Origin of the sequence: Mesorhizobium sp. ESP-6-4, from assembly GCF_020164735.1 — a bacterium.
Taxonomy (GTDB): Bacteria; Pseudomonadota; Alphaproteobacteria; order Rhizobiales; family Rhizobiaceae; genus Mesorhizobium.
Genome location: NZ_JAIUGS010000006.1, coordinates 258,063 through 283,309, shown reverse-complemented (window position 1 = coordinate 283,309; position 25,247 = coordinate 258,063). Strand labels below are relative to the sequence as shown.

Here is a 25,247-nt window from a genome sequence, read left to right as displayed (position 1 = left end):
TCAGGCCTTTTCCGCGTGGATGTAGTCGACCGCCTGGCGCAGCGCCTTCGGATCCTTCGAACGCATCTGGTAGGCGTAATTGCCCATGGCGCGGCTGAAGACCTCTTCGATGGCCTGATGATGGACGATCTTGTCGCCGTGGGCGGCTAGCACGTCCGCATGGCTGTGCAAATAGTCGATGTGGCGTTTGCGGCTGGCATAGGCGGTGAAATACTTGCCCTTGTAAGGGCCGCCGGCGGCATCCTTGACCACCATGTCGGCCCAGGCGGCATAGACGTCGATGTCGAATGTGTAGTTGATGGCGTCCGTCATCCAGGCGCCGGGCGGCCGCATGTTGACCTCGAGCGCGATGACGCGCTTGTCGCTGGTTTCGAACAGCTCGATATGGAAGAAGCGCTCGCGTACGTCGAACGCCTTGAGGATCTTGCGGCCCGCCTCCTCGACTTCCGGGCTGATCTCGGAAAGCAGGTGTAGCTCATATGGCGATCCTTGTTGACCGCCTCCATGATGCTCTGATCGTAACGGTGGCTGGCCGCCAGCACCACCTCGCCGTCGCGGTTGACTAGCCCGTCGAAGGTCACCACCAGCCCTTCTATGAACTGCTCCATGACGAAGGTGACACCCTCCGGCTTGTCCTTGAAGAACTGGTCGAGCTCCTTGGCGTTGGAGATCTTGAAGGTGTTCGAGGCGCCGGAGCCCGAATCCGGCTTGACCACCACCGGAAAGCCGACGCGGCGGATGAAGGTCATGGCGCCGGCGCGGTCGGAGCATTTGCGCTGCGGGATGGTCTCCACGCCGCTCTTGCGGAAGAAAGCGCGCATACGGCTTTTCCGCTTCAAATTCTTCACGAAGTCGAGCTTGGTGCCGAAGATGTTGAAATCGGTGCGGATGTTGGCTTCGAGTTCGAGCCAATGCTCGTTGAGGGACTCGAAGCGATCGATGCGGCCCCATTTATGGATGAAGTGCCCCATCGCCCGGAAAACGGCGTCGTAATCTTCCATGTCGGCGATGCGGTAATATTCCGAAAGCGCCGCCTTGAGCTTGGCGTTCAAGGTTTCGTAAGGCGCATCGCCGATGCCGAGCACGGTGGCGCCCGCCTTTTTCAGCCGGTCGCAAAAATCGGTGCCGTTGGCCGGGAAATGCGGCGAGAAGAACACGAAATTCATGGACGAACCCCTCCCCGGAGCTTCGCTCGGTGCCAAGCCTTCGAAACCAAGTCTGGCGCATTTGCGAGGCGCGGGGAAGACTGTCCGCACCGGCGGCGATATTAGGCAAGGGCGTTCATTCATGCGTCCCGCTTGCCTCCGACGGGCCGCTCCTGTAAGAGAGCCGGCATGACCACGCGCGTCCGCTCCGTCGCCTCCTCTCGCACCGGCTTTGCCGGCGAGACCGCGCGCGCGCTCGCCTCGACCCTGCTTCTTCTCGGCCTTATCGGCGATCGCCGGGTTCGCTGAAGGAGCGCCCGGCGGTCGAAACCGCCGCTCAAGGCGCATGCTCCTTGGCCAGACTTTGGCAAAGTCACATCAAGCGAACGAATTTTTGGTAGAGGCGACGCTCGCCACCCATCCGCCTGAAGCGGGCATGCGGGCCGCCGGGAGAAACGACGATGAACGCACGAGAAGAAATCCGCGCCGGCGAGGCTGAAGCCGGGAAGCGCGCGGCCGGCCACATGCCGGATGCGGCACGCAAATACCAATCCTACCCGACGGTCGGCCTGACCGACCGCACCTGGCCGAACAGGACCATCGACAAGGCGCCGATCTGGTGCTCGGTCGACCTGCGCGACGGCAACCAGGCGCTGATCGACCCGATGGGTCATGAGCGCAAGGCGCGCATGTTCGCGCTGCTCCTCGACATGGGCTTCAAGGAAATCGAAATCGGCTTCCCCTCGGCTTCGCAGACGGATTTCGACTTTGCCCGCTGGTGCATCGAGGAAGGCGGCGTCCCCGCCGACGTCTCGCTCCAGGTGCTGGTGCAGTGCCGGCCCGAGTTGATCACGCGGACCTTCGAGGCGCTCAAGGGCGCACACCGCCCGATCGTGCATTTCTACAATTCGACCAGCGAGCTGCAGCGCCGCGTCGTGTTCGAGAAGGATGTCGCCGGCATCAAGCGCATCGCCACCGACGCCGCCAAGATGATCACCGACATGGCCGCCAAGGCCGGCGGCGGCTACCGCTTCGAATATTCGCCGGAGAGCTTCACCGGCACCGAGCTCGAAGTCGCGCTGGAGATCTGCAACGCGGTCACCGAGATCGTGAAGCCGACGGCCGACAACAAGCTGATCATCAACCTGCCGTCGACGGTCGAGATGTCGACGCCCAACGTCTATGCAGATCGCATCGAATGGATGTGCCGCAACCTCGATGCCAGAGAGAACCTGATCGTCTCGCTGCATCCGCACAACGACCGCGGCACCGGCATCGCCACCACCGAGCTCGGCCTGATGGCTGGCGCCGACCGCGTCGAAGGCACGCTGTTCGGCAATGGCGAACGCACCGGCAATGTCGATATCGTCACGCTGGCGCTCAACATGTTCACCCAGGGTGTCGATCCGGAGCTCGACTGCTCCGACATAAACCGGATGAAGGACGTCTACGAATATTCGAACCAGCTGAAGATCCCGGAACGTCACCCTTATGTCGGCGAGCTGGTCTACACGGCTTTCTCCGGCTCGCACCAGGACGCCATCAACAAGGGCATGAAAGCTCTGAAGAAGGCCAACACCCCAATCTGGGAAGTGCCCTATCTGCCGATTGATCCGGCCGATGTCGGCCGCACCTACGAGGCGATCATCCGCATCAACTCGCAGTCCGGCAAAGGCGGCATCGCCTATGTGCTGCAGGCAGATTACGGCCTCAACCTGCCGCGCAATCTGCAGATCGAGTTCAGCCAGGCGATCCAGGCGATCACCGATGCGGAAGGCAAGGAAGTGCCGGCCAGGCGCATCCACGAACGCTTCCTCGAAACCTATGTCGACCAGCCCGGCGCGCGGCTGAAGTTCCTCGACCATCGCACCTATCCCGATACCGAGGTGAAGGGCCGGCGCATGGTCGAAGCGGATATTCTCGACAATGGCAAGGAAGTGACCATCACCGGCTCGGGCACCGGCCCGATCGACGGCTTTGTCGATGCGCTCTCGCGCCATGTGGGCGTCGACATGTCGGTGCTCGACTATTCCGAGCATTCCTTGCAGCGCGGCTCCAACGCCTCGGCGATCTCCTATGTCGAGATGGAGTATCCGGGCGGCAAGCTGTTCGGCGCCGGCATCAACACCAACATCGTCGCCGCCTCGCTGGAGGCCGTAGTTTCGGCCGCCAACCGGATCATCGGCGGCTAGAGCAAATTCCAGGAAAAGTGTGAGGCGGGTTAGGCTCGGCGGTTTCGCCGTAGCCTTCCGTCCGGAATTGCGGTCAAACAAAAAATTGAGCGGTTCACCGTTTCGTGAAACGGTGAACCGCTCTAGCCGGATGATCTGATTCAGCGATGGAGCTGGCGCGTTCCAGCTTGCGCCACGCTGCAGACGCGGACGCGAATCTGCCATTCGTTAACCGCCGGAGGAATTTCCGGTGGCTTACGCGATCACATAATAGAAGCATCCTTGTGCGCCGGCGCGAGCGCTATATTATCGCTCCCTAACCTGTGCCGACTTCGAAAGGTTCGACACTTGGAGCATGCCCCGCCTGCCGCCCCCGCAGTGCGCGAGACATTGGAGCGACTGCTTGCCAGCGAAACGTTCGGCCGATCCGAGCGTGCCCGCAGGCTATTACGCTATCTGGTCGAACGCGAGCAGGCCGGCGAGGCGGACAGGCTGAAAGGCGTTTCCATCGCCATGGACGTCTTCGGCAAGGACGGCGATTTCGACGCCTCCACCGATGCCGTGGTCAGGGTTCAGGCCGGTCGTCTGCGCGAGCTTCTGGAGCAGTATTTCGCCAATGAAGGTGTCGCCGAGCCGGTGCGCATCGCGATCCCGCGCGGCGGTTATGTCCCGTCCTACGAGCCGAATGCGATCCGCCTGCCCAGCGACGCCAGGTCCGCCTCCAAAACCGTCGCGCAGCGGTCCGACGCTTTGGCCGAAGCCGCTCAGGCCGCAACCGAACATCTCGACGCCTCTGCCGCGGGCGAACCTGCAGCGCTGATGGCGCCGGCAGCACCCGCCCAGTCGCTCACGCGGCAATTGCGGTTCTTCTGGGCTGCCATGGCTCTGGTCATTGTCATGCTCGGCGTGCTCATCGTGCGTCAAGGCAATGCCTTCCTCAACGGCGGCGACACTGCCGCGACAGTCGAGACGGCGCGCCTGGCCGGCACCGCCCAGTCCGGATTCGAATCCCTGCCGCTGATCTACATCGCCGTCAAAGCCGATGGAGCGGAGGCGGCTCGCGTCGCGTCGTCGCTGCGCGCCGGGCTTGCGGGTTTTGACACCATCGATTTCATCGGGCGCGATGCGGATTCGACGCGTGATCGGTCCGCCGATCCGATCAGTTTCGTTTTCGAAATTGTTCCCGGGCCCGCTGCCGGCGACGTCACGGTGGAGTTGCAGAGCGTCGGGACCGGGCGGGTTCTCCTGTCGCGCAACCTTACATCGGCCGAGAGCGCCCCTGGCGCGGTTGAAGGCAACGTCGCCAGCCTTCTCACCTCGACAGTTCCCGCTTCGGGCGCGATCTACAGCTACATCGACCAGAGCGACATCCGGACCAGCCAGATCGGATGCCTGGTGCTCGACGACCGCTATTATCTCGACATGAGCGCCCAGACGCACGAAATTGCGTATCGCTGCCTGGAGAAGCTGGTCGGCGAAGGCACCAAATCGTCGCTTGTCTATGCGGAGCTGGCCGCGCTTCATGTGGAAGCCGTCACCGCGCACTATGCCTATCCGCCGGAAGCGACGCTCGAAAAGGCCATGTCGCTTGCCCACCGCGCCGTCCAGATGGGGCCGATGAGCCCGCACGCGCATCGCGCCTTTGGCTACGTCAACTCGCGTCTCGGCAACACGGACGAAGCGATCCGATTGATGCGAAAGGCTTACGAACTCAACCCGTACGACCTCGGCATGGCCGCCGCCTATGGCTACGGCCTGATCTTCGCCGGCAAATATGATGAGGGAACGCCGATCCTGGACCACGCGGTCGAAGCCTTCAGCGGCCATCCAACCTGGTGGGATTATGGCCTTTTCGTCGGAGCCTTCATGCAGGGCGATATGAAAAAGGCCGCGCTCGCCAGCGAGTCGCTGCGCACGACGGCATCAAAGTCGCATTACCTGGCCGCGCGCCTGATCGGCGCCAGGATTTCGGGACGCGACAAGCTGGCGGGCAAGCTTGCCAACGAGCTCACCGCGCAATTCCCGAAGTTCGCCGCCGACCCGCGCGCGACATTCGTCGATCGCAAATACCCCCCGGATCTCACCGATCGGCTGGTTCAATCCTTGCGGGCCGCTGGGATCGGCAACCCGAGCTAATCCAACTCTCCATACTCATTTGGGCCACACGAATGCCGGAGCACCAAACTATGACGCTGTGATCCGGCATATATTAGGACATTCTTGCGCATCGAGCGCCTGACGGGGCGCTGCGGTCGCGAAAATTTTACTGGCCATCAATCCGGTTCGGGAGCAATTCAGCCACAATTTGAAGCTCCTGCCTTGTTCACCGCCCCATTTTTTCATGCGTCCATTCCCTTATGCGGTCGAAAGCGGCGCCCGTCCGAGGACGATCGTGCTTCTGCACGGCTTCGGAGCATGTGGTGAGATCTGGCGTGACGTCGCGGCCTCGCTGGCGGCGCGGGCGAGAGTGTTGGCCTATGATCTGCCGGGCCATGGACAGTCCCTGGAAAGCGAAGGCCTGGGCGGCGCCAAGCCAGCCGCGCGAGCCATCCTCGCCGATCTGGCCGCCCGCCGGTTGGGCAAGGTCCATCTCGTCGGTCACTCAATGGGCGGCGCGGTCGCGACATCGATGGCGCTTGCCGACCCCGACAGGGTGGCCTCGCTTACGCTGTTGGCGCCCGGCGGTTTTGGCCCGGAAATCAACGCCGACTTGCTGCGCCGCTACGCCGCCGCGGCCGGCAGCAACCAGGTCCGCGCCAGCCTTGTCGCCATGTCGGGTCCGCGCAGCGTGCCGCCTGATCACGTGGTGGATGCACTCTGCCGGATGCGCACCCGACCGGGCCAGTTGCAGACCCTGATCGATATGGCGGCCGCGATGACGAGGGATGACCGGCAAGGGATCATCCCCCGCGCGCAGTTGGATACGCTTGACATGCCGGTCATGGTCGTTTGGGGAGCGGAGGATCCGCTGCTGCGGATTGAGCAGGCCGAGGCGCTGCCGTCGCATTTCCATCTGCATCATGTCCTTGACGCAGGTCACATGCTGGTCGAGGAAGCTCCTGACCTGATCGCCGAAATCGTGCGTCGCAACGTGCGGCGGCGCGGCAGACGGTTGCATCCACCGCTGGACGCTTCGGCGAGTTGATCTCTCCCGGACCGATCTCGAAACGTCCCTTACCCGCTTTCGCCGGACCGCGGCAGTCGCGCGGTTCGTCGTCGGCAGTGCATTTTGCCGGCGACTGTGGTAACTCGCTGTTAACCAACAGTGAGGCAGCCGCCATGACGGATGCAGGCGACAAAATCACCCCGATCGAACCGTCGCGAAAGCTCGCCGATGCCGTACGCGACGTCAAGAACGCCTTTGCCGACCGCGATGACGTGGTCGTCGACATGCGCGAGGCGCACCGCATGCGACTCGATCTTCTGGCGAGCGAGCTTGCCCCGGTCTTTGCCGATGTCCCGGCCGACATGGACAGCTTCGACTTCGCCGTCTCGTCCGGCCTGCAGCCGCGGCTATGGATCGATGCGGTGAGCCATGTCGCCATGGGACGCGACCGCCGCACCTATCGCTTCCTCAGGGATACGCGCATCGGCCGCGTGGTGCTGGCCGAATCGACCGAGATGAAAGTCGTTGCCGATGCGGTGATGCGCTACGTGGCCGAGCGTGTCGTCGAGCGGCAGCGCATGATGGAAGGGAGCGTGGAGAGCGCCGTTCGCGGCCTGCATCGCCCCGTGGTCCAGGAAGCGGAGCCGCCCATCCGATCCGAAAGCGGCCGCAATGGCTGGACAACCTTCTTCGCCGGCCTCGGCCTGATCGCCGCAGGCGCCCTTGTCGGCCTGGCGGTTTCGCTGGCGTTGTTTTGGGACCGCATCATGCAGATGAAGATCAGCTTCTGACGAGCTGGCGCGCCGTGCCGGCGGGCACATCGAGGTCGATGGCCTGCAGGTCGGCAGGCGGCAGGGCTGGCCCCGTCAGGCCGCGCCGGATCAGGCGAAGACGCCAGTCGCCCTTTTCACCGTCGATTTCGAAGATGTTGTATTGCGCCGGCGGGTGTTTGCCGCCGGGCGCCTGGCCCGCGGCGGCAACCCCGACCACGGGCACCTTGGCGCCCCGTGCGCCGATGGTGAACAGTGACGGCAGATGCGAATGCCCGTGCAGGACGAGTTCAGCGCCATGACGGCGAATGACCTTGTGAAAGCGAGTGATGCCGAACAGCCGCTTATGCTGCGGGACGGCACCGCGCACCGGAGGATGGTGGATCATGATGGCGCGGAACAGCCCTTGCTCCGCGGCATCGTCGAGGATCTTGGCGAGCCGCTCGGCCTGCCCTTCCATGAAGAAGCCGTTGGCCATGAAGGGCGCGGTGGCGCGCGCCGTGGTGACGCCGATCAGCGCTACATTGCCGCGCACACGCAGATACGGAAAGGAATTGCGGTCGACCGGGCTATTGACGCCGTCGCCCGTCATCCAGGGAGCCCACGACCGGCAGACCTTGTCGAAGGCGCCCGGCACATAGGCGTCGTGATTGCCGGGGACCACGGAAACGTCATTTGGCGATCCAAGCGTCTCCAGCCAGTGCTTGGCCATCTCGATCTCGCCATCGAGCGCCAGGTTGACGAGGTCGCCCGTGACGGCCAGGTGATCGGGCGCGCCGGCCTTGATGTCGGCGACGATGGTGTCGATCACCGAGTCATGCATATGGCGGCGGCGATTGCGCTGCCAGTTGACGTAGCCCAGCACGCGCTTGGAGGCGAGGTCGCGATAGGTTACATCGGGCAGCGGTCCCAGATGAGCATCGGAAATATGCGCGAGCCTGAACATGGCCCCTTCTTAAGCGACGCCGACGAGGCTTTCCACTCACCGTTTGCTGTTCGCCCAAGCAAGTTCCGCAAAAGTGTCCCACGGTTTTGCGGCCAGAACCTGCGAAAAACAAGGAAAGCCAGGCAGATGTTCGTGGGGCAACCCATCTGCTTGGGGATCGTTGAATGAACCGCCCGGCCGATCCTGACGCGGCATTCCGCCAGACCGGCTGGCCGGGGTTGCGGGCAAGGCTGTTCCATTTCTACTTCCTGCTGCGCCGCCCGATGACGCTTGGCGTGCGCGGGCTGGTCTATGACCGTGCCTCCAACTCAGTCTTCCTGATCCGCCACACCTATGTTCCCGGTTGGCAATTGCCGGGCGGCGGCGTCGAGGTGGGCGAGACCCTTGAGGAAGCGCTGGCGCGCGAACTGGCCGAGGAAGGCAACATCGCTCTGACTGCGCCGCCGGTGCTGAAGTCGATGCATTTCAACCATCGCCCCAGCAAGCGCGACCATGTCGGCCTTTATCTGATCGAAGCCTTCTACCAGACGGCGCCGAAACTGCCTGACCACGAGATCGCCGAAGCGGGTTTCTTTCCGCTCGACCGCCTGCCGGAGGGCACGACGCCGGCGACGCTGCAGCGGATAGCGGAGATTTTTGGCGGCGAGCGTAACTCGGCTTACTGGTAATCACGCCGCCTTCCTGAACCTGTTCCGGTCATGCGGCGCGGCATAATCAAGCTCCGGCCCTGCCGGAATGATCCCCGTCGGGTTGATCGATCTGTGGCTGCCGTAATAATGCGCCTTGATGTGATGCAGGCTGACCGTGCCCGCGACGCCGGGCACCTGATAGAGATCGCGCAAATAGTTCGACAGGTTCGGATAGTCGGCGATGCGGCGCAAATTGCATTTGAAGTGGCCGACATAGACCGGATCGAAACGAACCAGCGTCGTGAACAGCCGCCAGTCGGCCTCGGTGATGCGTTCGCCGGTCAGAAAGCGCTGCTGCGAAAGCCGCTCTTCGATCGTATCAAGCGCTAAGAACAATTCGCCGAACGCTTCCTCATAGGCTTTCTGCGTGGTGGCGAAGCCGGCGCGATAGACGCCGTTGTTGATTGCCGGATAGACCAGCGCATTGATCCTGTCGATCTCCGCGCGTAGCGCCGCCGGATAGAAGTCGAGACCGGCGTCGCCCCATTCGTCGAAGGCGGAATTGAGCATGCGGATGATCTCGGAGGACTCATTGTTGACGATGGTCTCTTGCCTTTTGTCCCACAGCACCGGCACCGTCACGCGGCCTGAATATGCCGGATCGGCCTTGGCATAGACCTGGTGCAGAAAATCGAGGCCGTAGAGCGTGTCGCCCGTGGCGCCGTCCTCAGCTTTGAAGGTCCAGCCGTTCTCCCCCATGAAATGGTGCACCACGGAGACGGAGATGATGCCCTCCAGCTTCTTCAGGACGCGAAAGATCAGTGTGCGATGCGCCCATGGGCAGGCGAGCGACACATAGAGGTGATAACGGCCGGGTTCCGCCTTGAAGCCGCGCGTGCGCCCTTGCGCCGGCACGCCGTCGCGCGTGATCCAGTCGCGCCATTGCGATTCCGTTCGCACGAACCGGCCGCCGCTGTCGGTGTTGGGCGCGCGATCCTGCCATCTGCCTTCAATCAGCAATCCCATGCGAAAAATCTCCCTGCGGCTCGATATTATCTAGGTTGATGACCGGGCTGGCGAAGCCCTCAGCGGATGAACAGTTCGTCAAACGACGAACCAGTTCGTCAAATGACCAACCGCTCCGGGGACGGATAAGTTCGTCATGGACGCAAAGAAAGCCTGAAAGCACCGATTGCAGCGGCCCAAAATTGATGCTAGCGGAGGCGCCCATGTTCGACTTTGCCTCGATCCGGTTCGACCGACGACGAAAGGGCGCCCGCGCTTAAGAAGCGTTGACTGGCGAACGCTGCCGCTTTGCAGCAGACCTTCCTCGATACCGGAACGCAAAGACCATGAGCCTTGCCGACGTGAAATACCTGCCGGAGACTCCGGCGCATGACCCTGAAATCGAAGCCATCAACGACGAGGCCTTCGGTCCGGGTCGTTTCGTGCTTGCCGCCTACAAGATCCGCGAGTCGGGAGGACATGACCGCTCGATGTCCTTCGTCGCCGTCAAGGACGGCACGGTCATCGCTTCGGTGCGCATGACGCGCGTGGCAGCGGGGGCCGGACGCGCTATGATGCTCGGCCCGCTTGCGGTGCGCCCTGCCTACAAGAATCTCGGCATCGGCCGCAAGCTGGTCGCGATCGCGCTGGAGGCGGCCAGGACGGCCGGCGCGTCCGCCGTTATCCTGGTTGGCGACGAGCCATACTACGGACCGCTTGGCTTCAAGCGCTTTCCGCGCGGGCAGATCACCATGCCACGCCCGGTCGATCTCGACCGGTTGCTGCATCACGAGATCAAGCCGGGCGCCGTCGCCCGCTTTACCGGCGAGGTCTGCCACGCCAACATGACGAGGGTTGCGGAACTTGTCCCGGCCCTGGCGCGGTCGGCCGCTACCGGGCAGGCATCTGTCGACCCGCCTATTGCTGTTGCGCCTCCTTTGCGCGCTTCGTAGCATAATCCGGTCCCTGGGAGGCCTGCATGAACCCGAACGGCCAGATCGCGATCGTCACCGGCGGCGGGTCGGGCCTTGGCGAGGCAACGGCGCGCGCCTTGGCGGCCAAGGGCGCCCGCGTCGCCATCCTCGACGTGGGCATCGAGCGCGCGGCGAAAGTTGCAGCCGAGATCGGCGGCGTTGCCGTCCAATGCGATGTCGGCAGCGGCGACCGCGCTACGGCCGCGATCGCCGAAGTGGCTGAAAAGCTTGGGCAGCCGCGCATCCTGATCAATTGCGCCGGCATTGCCATCGGCATGAAGACGATCGGCAAGGACGGACCGCATCCGCTCGACCAGTATCGCAAGGTGATCGAGATCAACCTGATCGGCACCTTCAACATGATCCGCCTCGTTGCCGACCGGGCGGCGAAACTCGAACCGCTTGCCGGCGGCGAGCGCGGCGTCATCGTCAACACCGCATCCGTCGCCGCCTATGACGGCCAGATCGGGCAGGCCGCCTACGCGGCATCCAAGGGCGGCGTCGTCGGCATGACGCTGCCTGTGGCCCGCGATCTGGCGCGATCCGGCATTCGCGTCTGCACCATCGCGCCCGGCATCTTCAAGACGCCGATGATGGCCGGCATGCCGCAGGAAGTGCAGGATTCGCTCGGCGCTTCCGTGCCCTTCCCGCCGCGGCTCGGCGAGCCGTCCGAATATGCGTCGCTTGCGCTCCACGTCGTCGAGAACCAGATGCTGAACGGCGAGACCATCCGCCTCGACGGCGCTATCCGCATGGCGCCGAAATAAGCGGGAATGTCTGGCTCGCCGACAGGCGCCGGTGCTTCCACCGGAAAGACCGGGCCGCTCGCCGGCCTGAAAGTGATCGAAATGGCCGGGCTTGGTCCGGTGCCGCTTGCCGCCCTGATGCTGTCCGAAATGGGCGCCGAGGTGCTGCGCGTCGAACGTGCCGATGCCGGTCAGCCGCTTCTGAGCCTGCCCGAACAATACGATCTCGACCGCCACGGCCGTTCCATTCTCAAGCTCGACCTGAAGAGCCAGGCGGGCGCCGACCTGCTGCTGTGCCTTGTGGCAGGGGCCGACGTGCTTGTCGAAGGCTTTCGCCCCGGCGTGATGGAACGGCTCGGCCTCGGGCCGGATGCCGTTCTGCAGCGCAATCCGGCGCTGATCTATGGCCGCTTGACCGGATTCGGACAGGACGGGCCGCTGTCCGGGCGAGCCGGGCACGACATCACCTATCTCGCCTATGCGGGCCTCTTGCATGCGATCGGCAGGCAGGACGCGCCGCCGGTGCCACCGCTCAACCTCGTCGCGGATCAAGGCGGCGGCGCCATGATGCTGATCGCCGGCGTGCTCGCCGCTCTTTTCCAGCGCTCGCGCAGCGGAAAGGGCCAGGTGGTCGATGCCTCGATGATCGAGGGAGCCTCGATGCTCGCCGCACCCATCCACGCCTACATGGCGGCGGGTCTCTGGAGCGACAGGCGCGGCGACAACCTGCTCGATTCCGGCGCGCCTTTCTACGATACGTATGAGACGGCTGACGCAAGGCACATTGCCGTCGGCTGCCTCGAGCCGCGCTTCTTCGCCGAATTCGCCAGGCTGCTGTCTCTCGACGAGCATTTTGTCGGCAGCCAGTTCGACAAGTCGTCGTGGCCCGCAATGCGCGCCGCCATTGCCGGCCGGATCAAGCAGAAGACGCGCGACGAATGGACCACGCTTTTCGCCGTGACCGACGCTTGTGTGGCGCCCGTGCTGTCCCTGGTCGAAGCCAGGAACCATCCGCACAACCGCGCCAGGAAATGCTTTGTGAAGTCCGGCGAGCTCGACCGCCCGGCACCGGCGCCGCGTTTCTCGCAAAACCCGCAGACGCTTGCCGCGGCGCCGGACGTCGCCGATCGCGACCCTGCGGACATATTGAACCGTTTTGGGTTGAACGAAGACGAAATCGCAGCCCTTGCAAAGGCGGGTGTACTCGGCCGATAACCGGAGAGCAGAAATCAACTTATCTCGGGTGAACCTGTGACCGAACCGAAAAAGGACGTCATTCGCGAGACCGACGCCGAGGCGATCAGGCTCGCGAAAACCCTGATCCGCGCGGCACGTTTCGGCGCGCTCGCGGTGATCGAGCCCGGCACCGGCGCGCCGCTGGCAAGCAGGGTTGGCGTCGCCACCGACATCGACGGCACGCCCCTGATCCTGATCTCGATGCTGTCCGCGCATACCGGTGCGTTGCTCGCGGATCCGCGCTGCTCGCTGCTGCTTGGCGAACCCGGCAAGGGCGATCCGCTGGCGCATCCGCGCATCAGCCTGGCATGCCTGGCCCGGCGGCTGGAGCAGGGATCTGCCGATCAGATCCGAGCCGAACGCCGCTATCTCAACCGCAATCCGAAGGCGAAGCTCTATGCCGGGCTCGGCGACTTCTCGTTCTTCCGGCTCGAGCCCGAGCGCGCCAGCCTGAATGGCGGCTTCGGCAAGGCCTTCCTTCTCGACCGTGATGATTTCATCACCGATCCCACCCTTATCGAGGAGTTCGCCGGCAGCGAGCAGGCCGCACTCGATCACATGAATACCGACCATCGCGACGCGCTTGCCCTTTACGCCCGTCATTTCGGCCGCGCCGAAGACGACGGCTGGATCGTCACCGGTTTCGACCCCGATGGCATGGATCTCGCCGCCCCCGATGCGACCTGCAGGATTTTCTTTCCCCAGCCTTTGCAAAGCGCGCGCGAATTGCGTTCGGTGCTTGTCGAGATGGCCAGGGCGGGACGCGCGGCCGAGCAAGAACGATAGTTGATCGCGCGCCGGCAAAAGCAACGCTTGAGATTCAGATGAAATGATCTACCTTTGTAGTGGCGCTGATTCAGCAGCGCCTAGCGACATCTGAACATCGTGGAATCAGGCGCCATTGCCCCCTGGCGTCTGGATGAGCCAGGACCCTTGGGGGATCTATGATCTCAAATAAGCTAATCGCCAATGCGGAATCGGCGGCCGCCTTTCTCACGCTCATGGGCAACGAAAAGCGCTTGCTGATCATGGCTCACCTGATCGACGATGAAATGTCGGTCGGCGCCATCGCCGAGAAGGTGCAACTCAGCCAGTCCGCGCTGTCGCAACATCTCGCCAAGCTGAGGGCGCTCGATCTCGTCGAGACCCGGCGCGACCGCCAGATGATTTACTATTCCTGCAAATCCGAGGCGGTGCGGGAATTGCTGCGCATGCTGGAAGGCATTTTCGGCGACGGCGACCTTTCACAGATGGCCTATCGGTTGCGCCGCGCCGGGGCTTGACCCGCGCCATCCAAAGCCCCTTATCTCGCTGGCAATGTTTGCCGGCGAGATTTGGATGAATCTCATCCCCATCGACGATCCTCGGGACCCGCGCGTCGCCGTCTATCTCGACATCCGCGAGCGCGACCTCGTCGGCCGGCATGGCCGCTTCGTCGCCGAAGGCAAGGTCGTGCTGGACCTTCTTCTGTCGAGCGGACGCTTCGCCGCCGAGTCTGCCCTCATCCTCGAAAACAGGCTGGCTGGCGTGCAGGACATCTTGCGCAAGGCGCCCGCGGGTTTTCCGGTCCATGTCGCCGCCGGCGAGGTCATGGACCGGATCGCCGGCTTCCACATGCACCGCGGCATCCTGGCGATCGGCTTGCGCGGCGATCCGGCGCCCGCCGAGATTCTGGTGGAAACCTTGCCCCGGCGTGCCTTGGCCGTCATCCTGGTCGGCATATCCAATCACGATAATATGGGCGCGATCTTCCGCAATGCGGCGGCCTTCGGTGCGGACGCGGTGCTGCTGGACCAGACGTGCTGCGATCCGCTCTACCGCAAGGCAATCCGTGTTTCCGTCGGTGCGGCGCTGAAGGTTCCCTTCGCGTCATTCGGCGACATCGGAAGCTTCACCGCGACGCTCGATCGGCTTGGCTTCGCCCAGTTCGCACTATCGCCACGCGGAAACGTCGACATCCGCGCCGCGGAGCGATCGGCGCGCCTGGCGCTTTACCTCGGCACCGAAGGCGAAGGCCTGCCGCAAGACCTGCTTGCCCGGTTGCACACGGTGCGGATCGGCATGGCGGAAGGTTTCGACAGCCTGAACGTCGCCGCCGCGTCGGCCATCGCGCTGCACCACTTTTCAAACCGCTAGCGGTCCCGACCTGGGAGCCCGAACAGCTGCAACGCTTGAGGTGTGTTGAGATTCAGGTCAGGCCGAGTCGAAAATGGTGGCTTCCGAGAACCGGAGCGGAGCGTACTTTAAGTACGTGAGCACCGGAAGCGCAGGAAGACGGCATTTGCAGGCCGGCCTCACCTGAATACCAACACACCTCAGTTGGACGAGCCGGCCTTCTGCAAAGCCCTCACGCGGTCGGCAAGGCTGACGCCGCGCCCATTTTGCTGCCCCTCGCCCGCCAGGGCCTTGGCGATAGGCGAATCCGGCCCGTCGAGCTTCATCGTCAGATTGACCACCTCGGCTGCCAGTTCGTTCATTTGTTCGCGGAGGCCTGCACCGGAGCGTGCGTCGCCCGCCGATTCGGGCATTGCCGCCCTCGTGGCGGCGGCAAGATCGGTCTTCAGCCGCTTGTTCTCGCGCGCCAGCGCCGTCAGCCTCGCCTCCAGCCGTTCCCGATCGCCCTCGAGCCTGGCGATTGCCTTGTCGACATCGTCGCCTTTCGTGTCCGTTCCGGCAGCCAGCCGCGCAACGCCGTTTGCAGCGCTCTCCTTCGAACGTTCGCGCATTCGGGCGAGATCCTTCTCGCGCCGGTTGAGCTTTTCCTCGCGGTCGGCAAGCGTCGCCAGAAGCCGCTCGACCTTCTTGTCGAGCTCGGCCGTTTTCTTCTTCTCCGCCTTCAGCGCTTCGCGTGCGGCCTTGCTTTCCGACGCGACCTCCTGATTGCGTCGGTCCGCCTCCCTGCGCTGGCCTTTGAGCAACGCGATGTCACTGGCGAGCTTTTCCAGCTCCGATTCGCGGGCAACCAGCTCGATCTGCCGGTTCGAGGACGAGAAGCTGGCGTCGTCATACATCTGCTCGAGCTTCTGCAACTCCAGCGCGCGCTTCTCCAGCGCCCGTTCCGTCTGCGCGTGCTTCTCCGCCAGGCGGTGCAACTCTTCCTCACGCTGCCTGAGCTCCGCAGTCTTGGCCTGCAGGTCGGAAAGCGCCTGATTCTTGTCCTTTCTTTCAACCGCGAGCCCCTTCAAAGCCTCGTTCGCGCGGCCGATCTCCACCAGTTGCTCAGCGACCCTTTGCTGGAGGTTCTTGACGGTTATCTCCAGCCGGCGCGTCGTCATGGCATATTCCGCCCGCACCCGGTCCTTGTCCGCCTGGATTTCGGCTGGTGTCAGCGGCAGCGAAGCCTCGAGGCGCCTGCGCGTCAGGACAACGGCCCGCCGCCAGACGGCCGGCGCGACCAGCGACGCCAGAAAAACGGCGCAAAGGAAACCGAGTACGAAGAACAGAACCGACTGGACCAAGGCGTGCTATCCACTTTACGGCGCGGCAATCGCTGGATCGTGCCAGCTTGGCATGGCGGAAATTCAACGCGGCGGCAAGAGCCTGCCGCGGCGCGATCAGCACTGTCCGAGCGATCGTAGCGAGCGCAATCCGATCAGAACGGGTTCCAGGTCGGCCTTTCGGTGAGCTTCAGATAGCCGAGATTGACTCCCAGACGCGCGCCGACGCCGGTGCGGATCGGCACGAGCAGCACCCGGTTGCTCTGCAGCACGTTGAAGCCGACGCCGGCGATGACATAGGCTGAGCCGGCAACGCCGCCGAAGCGGTTATAAAGGCTGCTGATGTCGTCGAGGTTATAGACCAGCATCATCACCCGGGACCCCTCGCCGCCAAAATCCCAGCCGAGCGAAGGGCCTTGCCAGAACACCTTATGGTCGCCGGCGTTCTTGGTGTAGAGCGTCCCCTCGCCATAGGTCAGGCCGCCGATCAGGGCGCCGGATCCTTCCTCGCCGAGCAGGTAGCCATTGGGCAGACCGTAGGAGGCGAAGATCTTCTCGACGACGGTGGCCAGGCCGCCGGATGTCTCGCCGAAGAATTTATGACCGGAATCGACGATTTCCTGAGCGGTGTACTGCTGAGCCCGCGACGCCGAGGTCGAAAGGACCAAAGCCGCCAGGAGTGTGATGGTCATGGTGAGGACGCGGACGAACGTCCGGTCGTAGTATCGGGAAAACATGCTTCCAATCTCCGTCAGGGAGCACTTTCGCCGACGCCTCGCACCCCTGCGGCTCTTGCCGGCCGTTCGGGGTGGCTATCACGGGCAAATTATGCCGTAATCCTTTTTCAACCATTAAGCTCCCACACGAAGATGGCGGTTCGAAGGCTGCGCTTTTGCCGCTGCGGCGGGTTTCCCCCGCGAAACACACCATTTTCGCCGTCGATGATTTTGGATTTGTTGATGCGCGCTCGGGCCCTGTGTATTCAGAAAGCCTTGGAAAAGAGCGTGATTCGTGTGGGCAGGCGCGAAACCGTCGCTCGGCCATGAACAAATGACTTAAGCAGGGATTTCGCCGATGGCCGAGCTTTTCACCCTTTCCGCGCCAGATCTCGCCGCGCTGCTTTGCAGCCGTGTCTGCCACGACATCATTTCGCCGGTCGGCGCAATCAACAACGGCCTCGAGCTGCTCGACGAAGGCGGCGCCGACGAAGACGCCATGAAACTTATTCGCCAGAGCGCCAAGAACGCTTCGGCGCGATTGCAGTTTGCCCGCATCGCCTTCGGCGCCGCGGGTTCCGCCGGCATGATGATCGACACGGGCGATGCCGAGGCCGTGGCCATCGCCTTCTTGAAGAACGAAAAGCCGGAACTGCTGTGGAACGGCCCCCGTGCGCTGCTTCCTAAGAACAAGGTCAAGCTGCTGCTCAACCTCATTCTCGTCGCCAACGCGGCCATACCGCGCGGCGGCAAGCTGGTGGTCACGCTGGAAAGTCTCGAAACCGAGCCGCGTTTTTCGCTGTCGGCCAGTGGCCCGATGCTGCGCGTGCCGCCGAAATTCCTCGAGCTGCATTCCGGCCACAAGCCGGAGGAGCCGATCGACGCCCATTCGGTCCAGCCCTATTATACGCTGCTTCTGGCGCGCGAGGCCAATATGACGATCTCGATCCACGCAACCGCCGAGGAGATCGTGCTGACGGCTGCCTAAGAAAAACCGAAGTATCTTTTATTGCTGATATTTTTGCTGGCGGCGCAGATTGAGCAATGCCAGCCGCGATCCATGTAATCGCGCCGCGGGGTCAAGGCCGCGCGATACCGTGTTTGGAAAAACTTTACCTAACGGCTTTTCGGCTTCTTTACCAGATTGGCCTATGGTGGTTTGCGGCCACCCCGATTGCGGTTCGGCAGATGGCAAAGAGGACCCGGACATGAAGCGCTGCCTGTTCGTCGATGATTCGAGCGTCATCAGGAAGGTCGCAAAACGCATTCTTGGCGGCTCGGATATGATTGTCGTCGAGGCCTCGACCGGAGTCGAAGCGACCGACATTTGCGCCGGCGACATGCCCGATGTCATCGTCATCGACGGTGGTCTTGCCGACGTCCCGGCCGTGGACCTTATTCGCCGCATCCGTGCTATCGAAGCGCCCAACAAGCCGCAGATCCTGGTCTCGCTGGTCGAGGTCGACGTCGCGGCGATCATGCGCGCCAAGCGCGCCGGCGCCCAAGGCTATCTGCTGAAGCCCTTCAACCGTGCGCAACTGCTCGAAAGCTTTCGCGTCCTGAAGATAGCCGCCTGATTCGCCGGAACCGTTTTCAAGCAAAAACCCGGCCTGAGCCGGGTTTTCGTTCGAATCACCTGGATCGCTTATGCGCTCAAGCAAAAACCCGGCCTGAGCCGGGTTTTCGTTCGAATCACCTGGATCGCATATGCGCTCAAGCAAAACCCGGCCTGAGCCGGGTTTTTCGTTCGAATCGCTGGGATGGCTTATGCGCTGACGCGAATATCTTCCGGCTCGCGCAGCACATAGCCGCGGCCCCACACCGTTTCGATGTAGTTCTGACCGCCGGACGCCGCGTCGAGTTTCTTGCGCAGCTTACAGATGAAGACGTCGATGATCTTCAGCTCCGGCTCGTCCATACCGCCGTAGAGATGGTTGAGGAACATTTCCTTGGTGAGCGTCGTGCCCTTGCGCAGCGAGAGCAGCTCCAGCATCTGATATTCCTTGCCGGTCAGGTGCACGCGCTGACCGCCGACCTCAACCGTCTTGGCGTCGAGATTGACCACAAGGTCGCCGGTGGTGATGACCGACTGGGCATGCCCTTTGGAGCGGCGCACGATCGCGTGGATGCGCGCCACCAGCTCGTCCTTATGGAAGGGCTTGGTCATATAGTCGTCGGCGCCGAAGCCCAGGCCGCGCACCTTGTCCTCGATGCCGGCCATGCCGGAGAGGATCAGGATCGGCGTCTTGACCTTGGAAAGGCGCAACGTGCGCAGGACTTCATAGCCCGACATATCAGGGAGATTGAGGTCCAGAAGGATGATGTCGTAGTCGTAGAGCTTGCCGAGATCGACACCTTCTTCGCCGAGATCGGTCGTATAGACGTTAAAGCTCTCCGACTTCAGCATCAGTTCGATGCTCTGTGCGGTTGCACTGTCATCTTCAATCAGCAGAACACGCATTTCATTCCCCTTTTCTGCTGCCGGACCGTGTCACGACCCGTCCGGGACCCGGAGCAGTGATTGCCTGAACAGAAGGTGCCACCGACTGGTTAACAAATCCTAATTTCGTGCCATCCACGATACCAGATTTTTTAACCGCTTTCTACACCCACTTGAATCTAATAACGAATCACAGACCAAAACCGCTAATGCACCACATTAAGAAGTCAGCCTAAGTGACTCCAGGGACTCGCTGGCCCGGGCTTCCCGCCGCCGCCGGAATTTTTACCCGGCCTTAAGTCCTCGCCCGTATGATTAACAATGCCCGTAAATGAATGGTTACCGCCGGCGAAAATCTTTAGGGCTTTGTTTCCTATAGCCCAGGGAAAGCCGGGGGAAACGGGCGGCGCTTAGGTCTTTCCGGGCGGACTGGACGGTATTGCAGGTGTGCGTTTGCGGAGTATCGAGTCATGAAGTCACGTGAAAACCTCGTTCGACTGAAACAGTTTCACGTGAATGAGAAGCGGCGGCAGCTCTTGCAGCTGGACATGATGATCGCCGAGTTCGAGCGCATGGCCGTCGAGCTGGAGGCGCAGATCATCGCCGAAGAGAAAAAAGCCGGCATCACCGACATCAACCATTTCGCCTATCCGACCTTCGCCAAGGCGGCCCGCTTGCGCCGCGACAACCTCAGGAATTCACAAAGTGACCTCGCCCAGCAGCGAAGCACCGCCGAATCATTACTCGGCGAAGCTGAAGCGGAGCTGTCCAAGGCAGAGATGCTGGAATCGCGCGACACCAAGATCCGCGAGGCCGAAACGGGCGGCCGCAGCGCCATGATCGGCTGATCGCCGGGCATAGTCGAGTCATGCCGGAGACCTGCCGGCATCCTCAGAGCTGGCAATCGCCAAAAATCGGCCTCGCCGTCTTCACGGCATAGCGGCCTTCTCGCCGTGATCGGCCGATGCCCGGGTTCGGGCATCCTTGATTTCGGATGCATGCTCTTCCGCCCAGGAGCGTATCTGGCTGAGCAATCCCGCAAGGTTCCGCCCAAGCTCCGTCAGTTCGTACTCCACGCGCGGCGGGATCACCGCGAACACCTCGCGCCGCACGAGGCCGTCGCGCTCCAGCACGCGCAGCGTCTGCGTCAGCATTTTGGGCGTGATGCCCTCCAGCTTGCGCGCCAGCTCGCCATTGCGCAGCCGGCCGCTCCGCAGCGCGCAGACGGTGAGATAAACCCATTTGCTCGCGAGCATCTCGAGCACGGTATGCGATGGGCAGGAGCGCCGGAACGCGTCGTAGCCGAAGGGAGATCTGTCTTCGCTATCCATGAGGTGCCTATATATACAAAAGGTACATACTCGACAATCGAATACTACTATCCAAATGATAGCGGGCACATTCACTCGAACAGGAGGCGTTCATGCGTGCCGTTATCCAGACTTCCGTCGGCGGACCCGAGGTCCTTTTCGTGGCCGAGCAGCCCGACCCCAAGCCCGGCCCCGGTGAAGTGCTCGTCCGCGTCAAGGCCGCGGGCGTCAACCCGGTCGATGGCGCCGTGCGCGGCGGTTTCGTTCCGCTGCTCGGCGAACCGCCTTTCATCCTTGGCTGGGACATTTCCGGGACCGTCGCGGCGCTCGGAGACGGCGTGACCGCCTTTAAACTCGGCGACGAGGTGTTCGGCATGCCGCGCTTTCCCAAGCAGGCCGGCGCCTATGCCGAGCTCGCCGCGGCGCCGGCGGACGAGATCGTCGCGAAACCTGCCGCCATCGACCATGCCCATGCCGCGGCCTTGCCGCTGGCCGGTCTGACGGCCTGGCAAGGCCTCGTCCGCCATGGCGGCCTGCAAGCGGGCCAACGGGTGCTGGTTCACGCCGGCGCCGGCGGCGTCGGCCATCTGGCGGTGCAGATCGCCAAGGCGCGCGGCGCCTGGGTGGCATCGACCGCCAGTCCGGACAAAACCGACTATGTCCGCTCGATCGGCGCCGACGAGGTGATCGACTACACCAGGGACGATTTCACCGGGAAGGTCGGCAATGTCGATCTGGTGCTGGACCCGATCGGCGGCGACCACGCCGACAAGTCGCTGGAAGTGCTGCGTGACGGCGGCGTTCTGGTGTCGCTGCTCGACGTTCACGACGCCACCAGGGCGAAGGCCAAGGAGCGGAACATCCGCGTTGAACGCATGTCTGTGGTGCCTGATCGCGAGGGGCTCGCCGAACTCGCCAGGCTGGTCGGGGCCAAAAAGCTGATGCCGCATGTGGCGAAAGCTTTCCCGCTCGACCAGGCGGCGGCCGCCCATGCCTTCCTCGCGACCCGCCCCATCGGAAAGGTCGTGCTGACAGTTTGAATGGAAGGCCGCCGCAAAAGCGAAGGGCGCGGAGTCCCGCGCCCTTGCACGTTTTCGGCCGGCAGCTTAATGCCGGTATTGCTGGATTCGCGTGGTGCGCAGCCCGGCAAGGCCGTATTCGTCGATCGATGCCTGCCAGGAGAGAAATTCTTCGGTGGTGAGCTTGTAGCGCTGGCAGGCTTCCTCAAGGCTGAGCAGGCCGCCGCGTACAGCGGCGACCACTTCCGCCTTGCGCCGGATAACCCAGCGCCGCGTGTTCGTCGGCGGCAGATCGGCGATCGTAAGAGGGCTGCCGTCGGGCCCAATAACATACTTGACTCTAGGTCTAACCAGATCGGTCATCGTACTCTCTACTAAAAACTCAAAGACCCAATCCCCGCCACAGTACCGTCACAGCTTTAAAAATTGCCTAAGCGAACCCTAATGACTAAGTAAGGATCGTGAACGCCCGGTTAGGATTTCGTTTAGAATTTGAAACACCGGCCTCCGGGCCTTGATTTTTGCCGGTGAACTCGTCTTGGCCGCAAGCTGGCGCATGCGTGGCGCTTGACCTATATTCCGGCCATTGGCATTGAGCGCCGCACAGTGAAAGCATCATGAACAGCCTCGATCTCCCTCGCCGCCCCGAAGAAACCCGCGTCGTCGTCGCGATGTCGGGTGGTGTCGATTCCTCGGTGGTTGCCGGCATCCTCAAGCGCGAAGGCTATGATGTCGTCGGTGTGACGCTGCAGCTTTACGACCACGGCGCGGCCACCCATCGTGCCGGCTCCTGCTGTGCCGGACAGGATATTGATGACGCGCGTCGCGTCTCGGAGACGCTCGGCATCCCGCATTACGTGCTCGACTACGAGGAACGTTTCCGCAAAGCGGTCATCGATCCCTTTGCCGAAAGCTATGTCGCCGGCGAGACCCCCATCCCTTGCGTGTCCTGCAACCAGACTGTGAAGTTTGCCGATCTTTTGGCGACCGCTCAGGATCTCGGCGCCGACGCCTTGGCCACCGGCCATTACATCCGTTCGCGCGCCAATGGCGCGCATCGTGCGCTTTACCGGCCGGTCGACGCTGACCGCGACCAGAGCTATTTCCTGTTCGCCACCACGCAGGCGCAGATCGACTACCTGCGCTTCCCGCTCGGCGGCCTGTCGAAGCCGCAGGTCCGCGCCATCGCCGAGGAAATGGGGCTTACCGTCGCCGCCAAGCAGGATAGCCAGGACATCTGCTTCGTGCCGCAGGGCAAATATTCCGACATCATCGCCAGGCTGAAGCCGGCCGCCGCCAATCCCGGCGACATCGTCCATATCGACGGCCGCGTGCTCGGCCGCCATGAAGGCATCCTGCGCTACACGATCGGCCAGCGCCGCGGCATCGGCATCGCTTCCGGCGAGCCGCTCTACGTCGTTCACCTCGACGCCGACCGCGCGCGCGTCATCGTCGGCCCGCGCGAAGCGCTGGAGACGCACAAGATCTATCTGCGCAACATGAACTGGCTGGGTGACGGACTGTTGTCGGATGTTCCGGCCGGCGGGATCGAGCTCTTCGCCAAGGTCCGCTCGACCAGGCCGCCGCGTCCGGCCGTGCTGCATCACCGCGACGGCGTGACCTCTGTCGAGCTGGCCGACGGCGAGTCGGGCATCGCGCCGGGGCAGGCCTGTGTGCTCTATTCCGACGACGGCAACGAGGCGCGGGTGTTCGGCGGCGGCTTCATCGAGCGCTCCGAGCGCGGCGCCGAGGCCGAGGCCATGCTGTCCCGGCTGGCGGCCAGGCCGGCGCAGATTCCCGCTGAGTAAATTCTCGATCTGATTGCTTTATGCAGACGAGCCGGTGTGGATCACTGTGCCGGCGGTCAGGATGCGCAGCACCCGGATCGCTTCCTCGCCATCGGTGCGGGGCTCGGCGCGCGTCTCGATGCATTGCATGAAATGGGCAAGCTCGCGAGTCAGCGGCATGCCCTCGCCGACGGCCACATAGGCAGGTTCGTTGGCGGTGAAGGCCCACTGGCCGCTGTCCTGCCACACTGCGTGGCGGTAGACGGCAAGCTTGCGCTCCCAGGGCTCGACGTCGTCGAACACCGCCATCGCCTTGGTGCCGACGACCGTCAGCCGCCGCTCCCGATAGGGATTGAGTCGCGAGGCGAAGAGATGGCTGCGCAATCCGTTCGGGAAGCGCATATGCAGATGCGCGAAGTCGCTGAGGTTGTCGAGGAGTGCTGCCCCCTCGCCCCTCACTTCGATCGGCTCGGTGCCGGTGATGGCGAGGATCATCGACAAATCGTGCGGCGCAAGGTCCCAGAGAGCGTCGTTCTCGGTATGAAACTTGCCGAGGCCGAGCCGGTGCGAATGGATGTAGCGCACCTCGCCGAGCTCGCCATTGTCGATCAGCGCCTTGAGCGTCTCGAATGCGGGATGAAAGCGCAACACATGGCCGACCATGAAGATGCGGCCATTGTCCTTTGCCGCCTTCACCGCGCGCTCGGCGTCGGCGACCGTCAGCGCGATCGGCTTTTCCACCAGCACGTCCTTGCCGCTTTCGACGGCCCGCACCGCGGTGTCGGCATGGAATTGCGGCGGCAGCGCCATGACGATGGCGTCGATATCGTTGCGCTCGAACAGCCTGTCCGGCTCGATTGCCAGGCAATCCTGCTCGCTGGCGAAACCTTCGGCGCGGGCGCGGTTGGCGTCGGAAACGGCATGGAGCGCGCCAAGCGCCTTGAGGGTGCGGATATGGTTGCTGCCCCAGTATCCGCAACCGAGGACGGCGATGCGCGGCTTCATTCGCTCAACTCTAGAATTTCTTGGCCGAGACATAACGACGTGCCCCGCCGAACTCAACCCCGGGGCAGGCCCTGAGTGTCTGTCCGGCAAAGCTTTTCTGGGATGAGATCATGACGGCCGGATTATGCCCACATGTCGGCCGCTTCGAAGCTTGACAGGCCCACCCTCCCAACCTTATATCCGCGCGACCTTGGCGAACGCCTTGAAACAACCCGTCCGTCCAGGACGGTTTTTCGGGCCATTTGCCACCCTGGCGGGGTAGCTCAGTTGGTTAGAGCACGGGAATCATAATCCTGGGGTCGGGGGTTCAAGTCCCTCTCCCGCTACCATTGCTCCCCCTGTACGGCCGAAATGCTTAGAGGAATGCTGATCGCGGTGGCGACCCTCGCAGCCGATCCGGCCGACAGGCGTGGCGAAGTCGCCATCTGCATTCGCGAGGACCGCAAGCATCTCGGCGTCGGCTGGGAATTTCTCGGCTATATCGCGCACTATGCCGACGACCATGGCATCGAGACGCTCGAGTCGATCGAAAGCCGCGAGAACCGTGCGGCGATCGAGCTTGAGCGCGAGATGGGCCTCACTGTCGCGATGGTTCCCGACGATCCGACGCTTGTCCTGGTCCAGCGGAAGCTCGGCGCCACGTTGGCGAATTAAGATCCTGCCATTTCCAGCCGTATGGGAGCCGCTACCAGGATCGTCGAGATCGGTAGCGGGCGCAAATGGCTGCCCGAGGGATCGGCCATCCACCTCAATCGACAGCTCAGGCATGCGAGGGGCGTTCCGCCAATAAGCGGGAGACTGTTCC

General features: G+C 63.1%; 27 protein-coding genes and 1 tRNA gene. 18 read left to right on the top strand and 10 right to left on the bottom strand.

Translation table 11 applies throughout. The features are described 5' to 3' along the window. Together LB523_RS14810 and LB523_RS14805 are read right to left on the bottom strand one after the other, a co-directional pair. The gene (locus tag LB523_RS14810; RefSeq protein WP_224603616.1) at positions 1 to 333 is read right to left on the bottom strand and encodes a hypothetical protein; all 333 of its coding nucleotides are present in this window, start codon (positions 331 to 333) and stop codon (positions 1 to 3) included. Next, entirely contained in the window at positions 309 to 1,166 is an 858-nt protein-coding gene (locus tag LB523_RS14805) for an ATP-grasp domain-containing protein (protein WP_224603615.1), read from the bottom strand. Before LB523_RS14805 ends, LB523_RS14810 begins: the two co-directional genes overlap by 25 nt. Positions 1,167 to 1,606: 440 nt before the next feature. Between LB523_RS14805 and leuA the strand changes: the two genes are divergently transcribed. The 4 genes from leuA (at position 1,607) to LB523_RS14785 (ending at position 7,213) form a co-directional block, all read left to right on the top strand. Next, positions 1,607 to 3,337, top strand: a complete 1,731-nt coding sequence (gene leuA / locus LB523_RS14800; protein WP_224603613.1) for a 2-isopropylmalate synthase — start codon at positions 1,607 to 1,609, stop codon at positions 3,335 to 3,337. A gap of 327 nt (positions 3,338 to 3,664) precedes the next feature. Continuing rightward, positions 3,665 to 5,452, top strand: a complete 1,788-nt coding sequence (locus tag LB523_RS14795; RefSeq protein ID WP_224603610.1) for a tetratricopeptide repeat protein — start codon at positions 3,665 to 3,667, stop codon at positions 5,450 to 5,452. A gap of 205 nt (positions 5,453 to 5,657) precedes the next feature. Further along, on the top strand, positions 5,658 to 6,461 hold the full coding sequence (locus LB523_RS14790; protein WP_224603779.1) for an alpha/beta fold hydrolase: 804 nt from the start codon (positions 5,658 to 5,660) through the stop codon (positions 6,459 to 6,461). A 134-nt stretch (positions 6,462 to 6,595) separates the two neighbouring features. Then, on the top strand, positions 6,596 to 7,213 hold the full coding sequence (locus tag LB523_RS14785) for a hypothetical protein (protein WP_224603607.1): 618 nt from the start codon (positions 6,596 to 6,598) through the stop codon (positions 7,211 to 7,213). Here the strand turns inward: LB523_RS14785 and LB523_RS14780 are convergent. Beyond that, positions 7,203 to 8,138 (bottom strand): metallophosphoesterase family protein, encoded by a 936-nt coding sequence (locus LB523_RS14780; RefSeq protein WP_224603604.1) that lies wholly within the window; start codon positions 8,136 to 8,138, stop codon positions 7,203 to 7,205. The two genes, LB523_RS14785 and LB523_RS14780, sit on opposite strands and share 11 nt — an antisense overlap. 164 nt (positions 8,139 to 8,302) lie before the next feature. On the opposite strand from LB523_RS14780, the gene LB523_RS14775 reads away from it, so the two are divergent. Further along, the gene (locus LB523_RS14775) at positions 8,303 to 8,806 is read left to right on the top strand and encodes an NUDIX domain-containing protein (RefSeq protein WP_095766444.1); all 504 of its coding nucleotides are present in this window, start codon (positions 8,303 to 8,305) and stop codon (positions 8,804 to 8,806) included. Here LB523_RS14775 and LB523_RS14770 read toward each other — a convergent pair whose 3' ends face one another. After that, the gene (locus LB523_RS14770) at positions 8,807 to 9,793 is read right to left on the bottom strand and encodes a glutathione S-transferase family protein (protein WP_224603602.1); all 987 of its coding nucleotides are present in this window, start codon (positions 9,791 to 9,793) and stop codon (positions 8,807 to 8,809) included. It abuts the gene before it with no gap. Positions 9,794 to 10,119: 326 nt separating this feature from the next. On the opposite strand from LB523_RS14770, the gene LB523_RS14765 reads away from it, so the two are divergent. The 6 genes from LB523_RS14765 (at position 10,120) to LB523_RS14740 (ending at position 14,864) form a co-directional block, all read left to right on the top strand. Continuing rightward, on the top strand, positions 10,120 to 10,725 hold the full coding sequence (locus LB523_RS14765) for a GNAT family N-acetyltransferase (RefSeq protein WP_224603599.1): 606 nt from the start codon (positions 10,120 to 10,122) through the stop codon (positions 10,723 to 10,725). Between the two features lie 26 nt (positions 10,726 to 10,751). Next, positions 10,752 to 11,513, top strand: a complete 762-nt coding sequence (locus LB523_RS14760; protein ID WP_224603597.1) for a 3-hydroxyacyl-CoA dehydrogenase — start codon at positions 10,752 to 10,754, stop codon at positions 11,511 to 11,513. A 6-nt stretch (positions 11,514 to 11,519) separates the two neighbouring features. Next, the gene (locus tag LB523_RS14755) at positions 11,520 to 12,707 is read left to right on the top strand and encodes a CaiB/BaiF CoA transferase family protein (RefSeq protein WP_224603594.1); all 1,188 of its coding nucleotides are present in this window, start codon (positions 11,520 to 11,522) and stop codon (positions 12,705 to 12,707) included. 36 nt (positions 12,708 to 12,743) lie between these two features. Continuing rightward, complete coding sequence (locus tag LB523_RS14750; RefSeq protein WP_224603591.1) at positions 12,744 to 13,514, top strand: HugZ family protein; 771 nt, start codon at positions 12,744 to 12,746, stop codon at positions 13,512 to 13,514. 158 nt (positions 13,515 to 13,672) lie between these two features. Then, on the top strand, positions 13,673 to 14,011 hold the full coding sequence (locus LB523_RS14745; RefSeq protein WP_095766438.1) for an ArsR/SmtB family transcription factor: 339 nt from the start codon (positions 13,673 to 13,675) through the stop codon (positions 14,009 to 14,011). A gap of 55 nt (positions 14,012 to 14,066) precedes the next feature. Beyond that, on the top strand, positions 14,067 to 14,864 hold the full coding sequence (locus tag LB523_RS14740) for a TrmH family RNA methyltransferase (protein ID WP_224603590.1): 798 nt from the start codon (positions 14,067 to 14,069) through the stop codon (positions 14,862 to 14,864). A 179-nt stretch (positions 14,865 to 15,043) separates the two neighbouring features. On the opposite strand, the gene LB523_RS14735 is transcribed toward LB523_RS14740, so the two are convergent. Together LB523_RS14735 and LB523_RS14730 are read right to left on the bottom strand one after the other, a co-directional pair. After that, complete coding sequence (locus LB523_RS14735) at positions 15,044 to 16,186, bottom strand: hypothetical protein (protein WP_224603588.1); 1,143 nt, start codon at positions 16,184 to 16,186, stop codon at positions 15,044 to 15,046. 134 nt (positions 16,187 to 16,320) lie between these two features. Then, positions 16,321 to 16,857, bottom strand: a complete 537-nt coding sequence (locus LB523_RS14730) for a DUF1134 domain-containing protein (protein ID WP_224514585.1) — start codon at positions 16,855 to 16,857, stop codon at positions 16,321 to 16,323. Positions 16,858 to 17,239: 382 nt separating this feature from the next. Between LB523_RS14730 and chpT the strand changes: the two genes are divergently transcribed. Both chpT and LB523_RS14720 read left to right on the top strand, forming a co-directional pair. Next, positions 17,240 to 17,869 (top strand): histidine phosphotransferase ChpT, encoded by a 630-nt coding sequence (gene chpT, locus LB523_RS14725; protein ID WP_095766435.1) that lies wholly within the window; start codon positions 17,240 to 17,242, stop codon positions 17,867 to 17,869. A gap of 220 nt (positions 17,870 to 18,089) precedes the next feature. Then, complete coding sequence (locus LB523_RS14720; protein WP_224603777.1) at positions 18,090 to 18,458, top strand: response regulator; 369 nt, start codon at positions 18,090 to 18,092, stop codon at positions 18,456 to 18,458. A gap of 188 nt (positions 18,459 to 18,646) precedes the next feature. Here the strand turns inward: LB523_RS14720 and ctrA are convergent, their stop codons facing one another. Then, the gene (gene ctrA / locus LB523_RS14715) at positions 18,647 to 19,342 is read right to left on the bottom strand and encodes a response regulator transcription factor CtrA (RefSeq protein ID WP_006203583.1); all 696 of its coding nucleotides are present in this window, start codon (positions 19,340 to 19,342) and stop codon (positions 18,647 to 18,649) included. 449 nt (positions 19,343 to 19,791) lie between these two features. Between ctrA and LB523_RS14710 the strand changes: the two genes are divergently transcribed. After that, the gene (locus LB523_RS14710; RefSeq protein WP_224603586.1) at positions 19,792 to 20,169 is read left to right on the top strand and encodes a flagellar export protein FliJ; all 378 of its coding nucleotides are present in this window, start codon (positions 19,792 to 19,794) and stop codon (positions 20,167 to 20,169) included. 81 nt (positions 20,170 to 20,250) lie between these two features. On the opposite strand, the gene LB523_RS14705 is transcribed toward LB523_RS14710, so the two are convergent. Then, positions 20,251 to 20,652 (bottom strand): winged helix-turn-helix transcriptional regulator, encoded by a 402-nt coding sequence (locus LB523_RS14705; protein ID WP_140838824.1) that lies wholly within the window; start codon positions 20,650 to 20,652, stop codon positions 20,251 to 20,253. Positions 20,653 to 20,744: 92 nt separating this feature from the next. Here LB523_RS14705 and LB523_RS14700 point away from each other — a divergent pair, with 92 nt between their 5' ends. Next, on the top strand, positions 20,745 to 21,671 hold the full coding sequence (locus LB523_RS14700; RefSeq protein ID WP_224603584.1) for an NADP-dependent oxidoreductase: 927 nt from the start codon (positions 20,745 to 20,747) through the stop codon (positions 21,669 to 21,671). A gap of 66 nt (positions 21,672 to 21,737) precedes the next feature. Here the strand turns inward: LB523_RS14700 and LB523_RS14695 are convergent, their stop codons facing one another. Beyond that, complete coding sequence (locus LB523_RS14695; protein ID WP_006203587.1) at positions 21,738 to 22,013, bottom strand: DUF1153 domain-containing protein; 276 nt, start codon at positions 22,011 to 22,013, stop codon at positions 21,738 to 21,740. A 254-nt stretch (positions 22,014 to 22,267) separates the two neighbouring features. Here LB523_RS14695 and mnmA point away from each other — a divergent pair, with 254 nt between their 5' ends. Beyond that, positions 22,268 to 23,458: a tRNA 2-thiouridine(34) synthase MnmA gene (mnmA, locus tag LB523_RS14690; RefSeq protein ID WP_224524460.1), complete on the top strand. Its 1,191-nt coding sequence runs from the start codon at positions 22,268 to 22,270 to the stop codon at positions 23,456 to 23,458. An 18-nt stretch (positions 23,459 to 23,476) separates the two neighbouring features. Here the strand turns inward: mnmA and LB523_RS14685 are convergent, their stop codons facing one another. Continuing rightward, complete coding sequence (locus LB523_RS14685) at positions 23,477 to 24,442, bottom strand: Gfo/Idh/MocA family protein (protein ID WP_224524457.1); 966 nt, start codon at positions 24,440 to 24,442, stop codon at positions 23,477 to 23,479. 252 nt (positions 24,443 to 24,694) lie between these two features. Here LB523_RS14685 and LB523_RS14680 point away from each other — a divergent pair. Continuing rightward, a tRNA-Met gene (locus LB523_RS14680) sits at positions 24,695 to 24,771 on the top strand. 46 nt (positions 24,772 to 24,817) lie between these two features. Then, complete coding sequence (locus LB523_RS14675; RefSeq protein ID WP_224603582.1) at positions 24,818 to 25,096, top strand: hypothetical protein; 279 nt, start codon at positions 24,818 to 24,820, stop codon at positions 25,094 to 25,096. Positions 25,097 to 25,247: the final 151 nt, after the last annotated feature.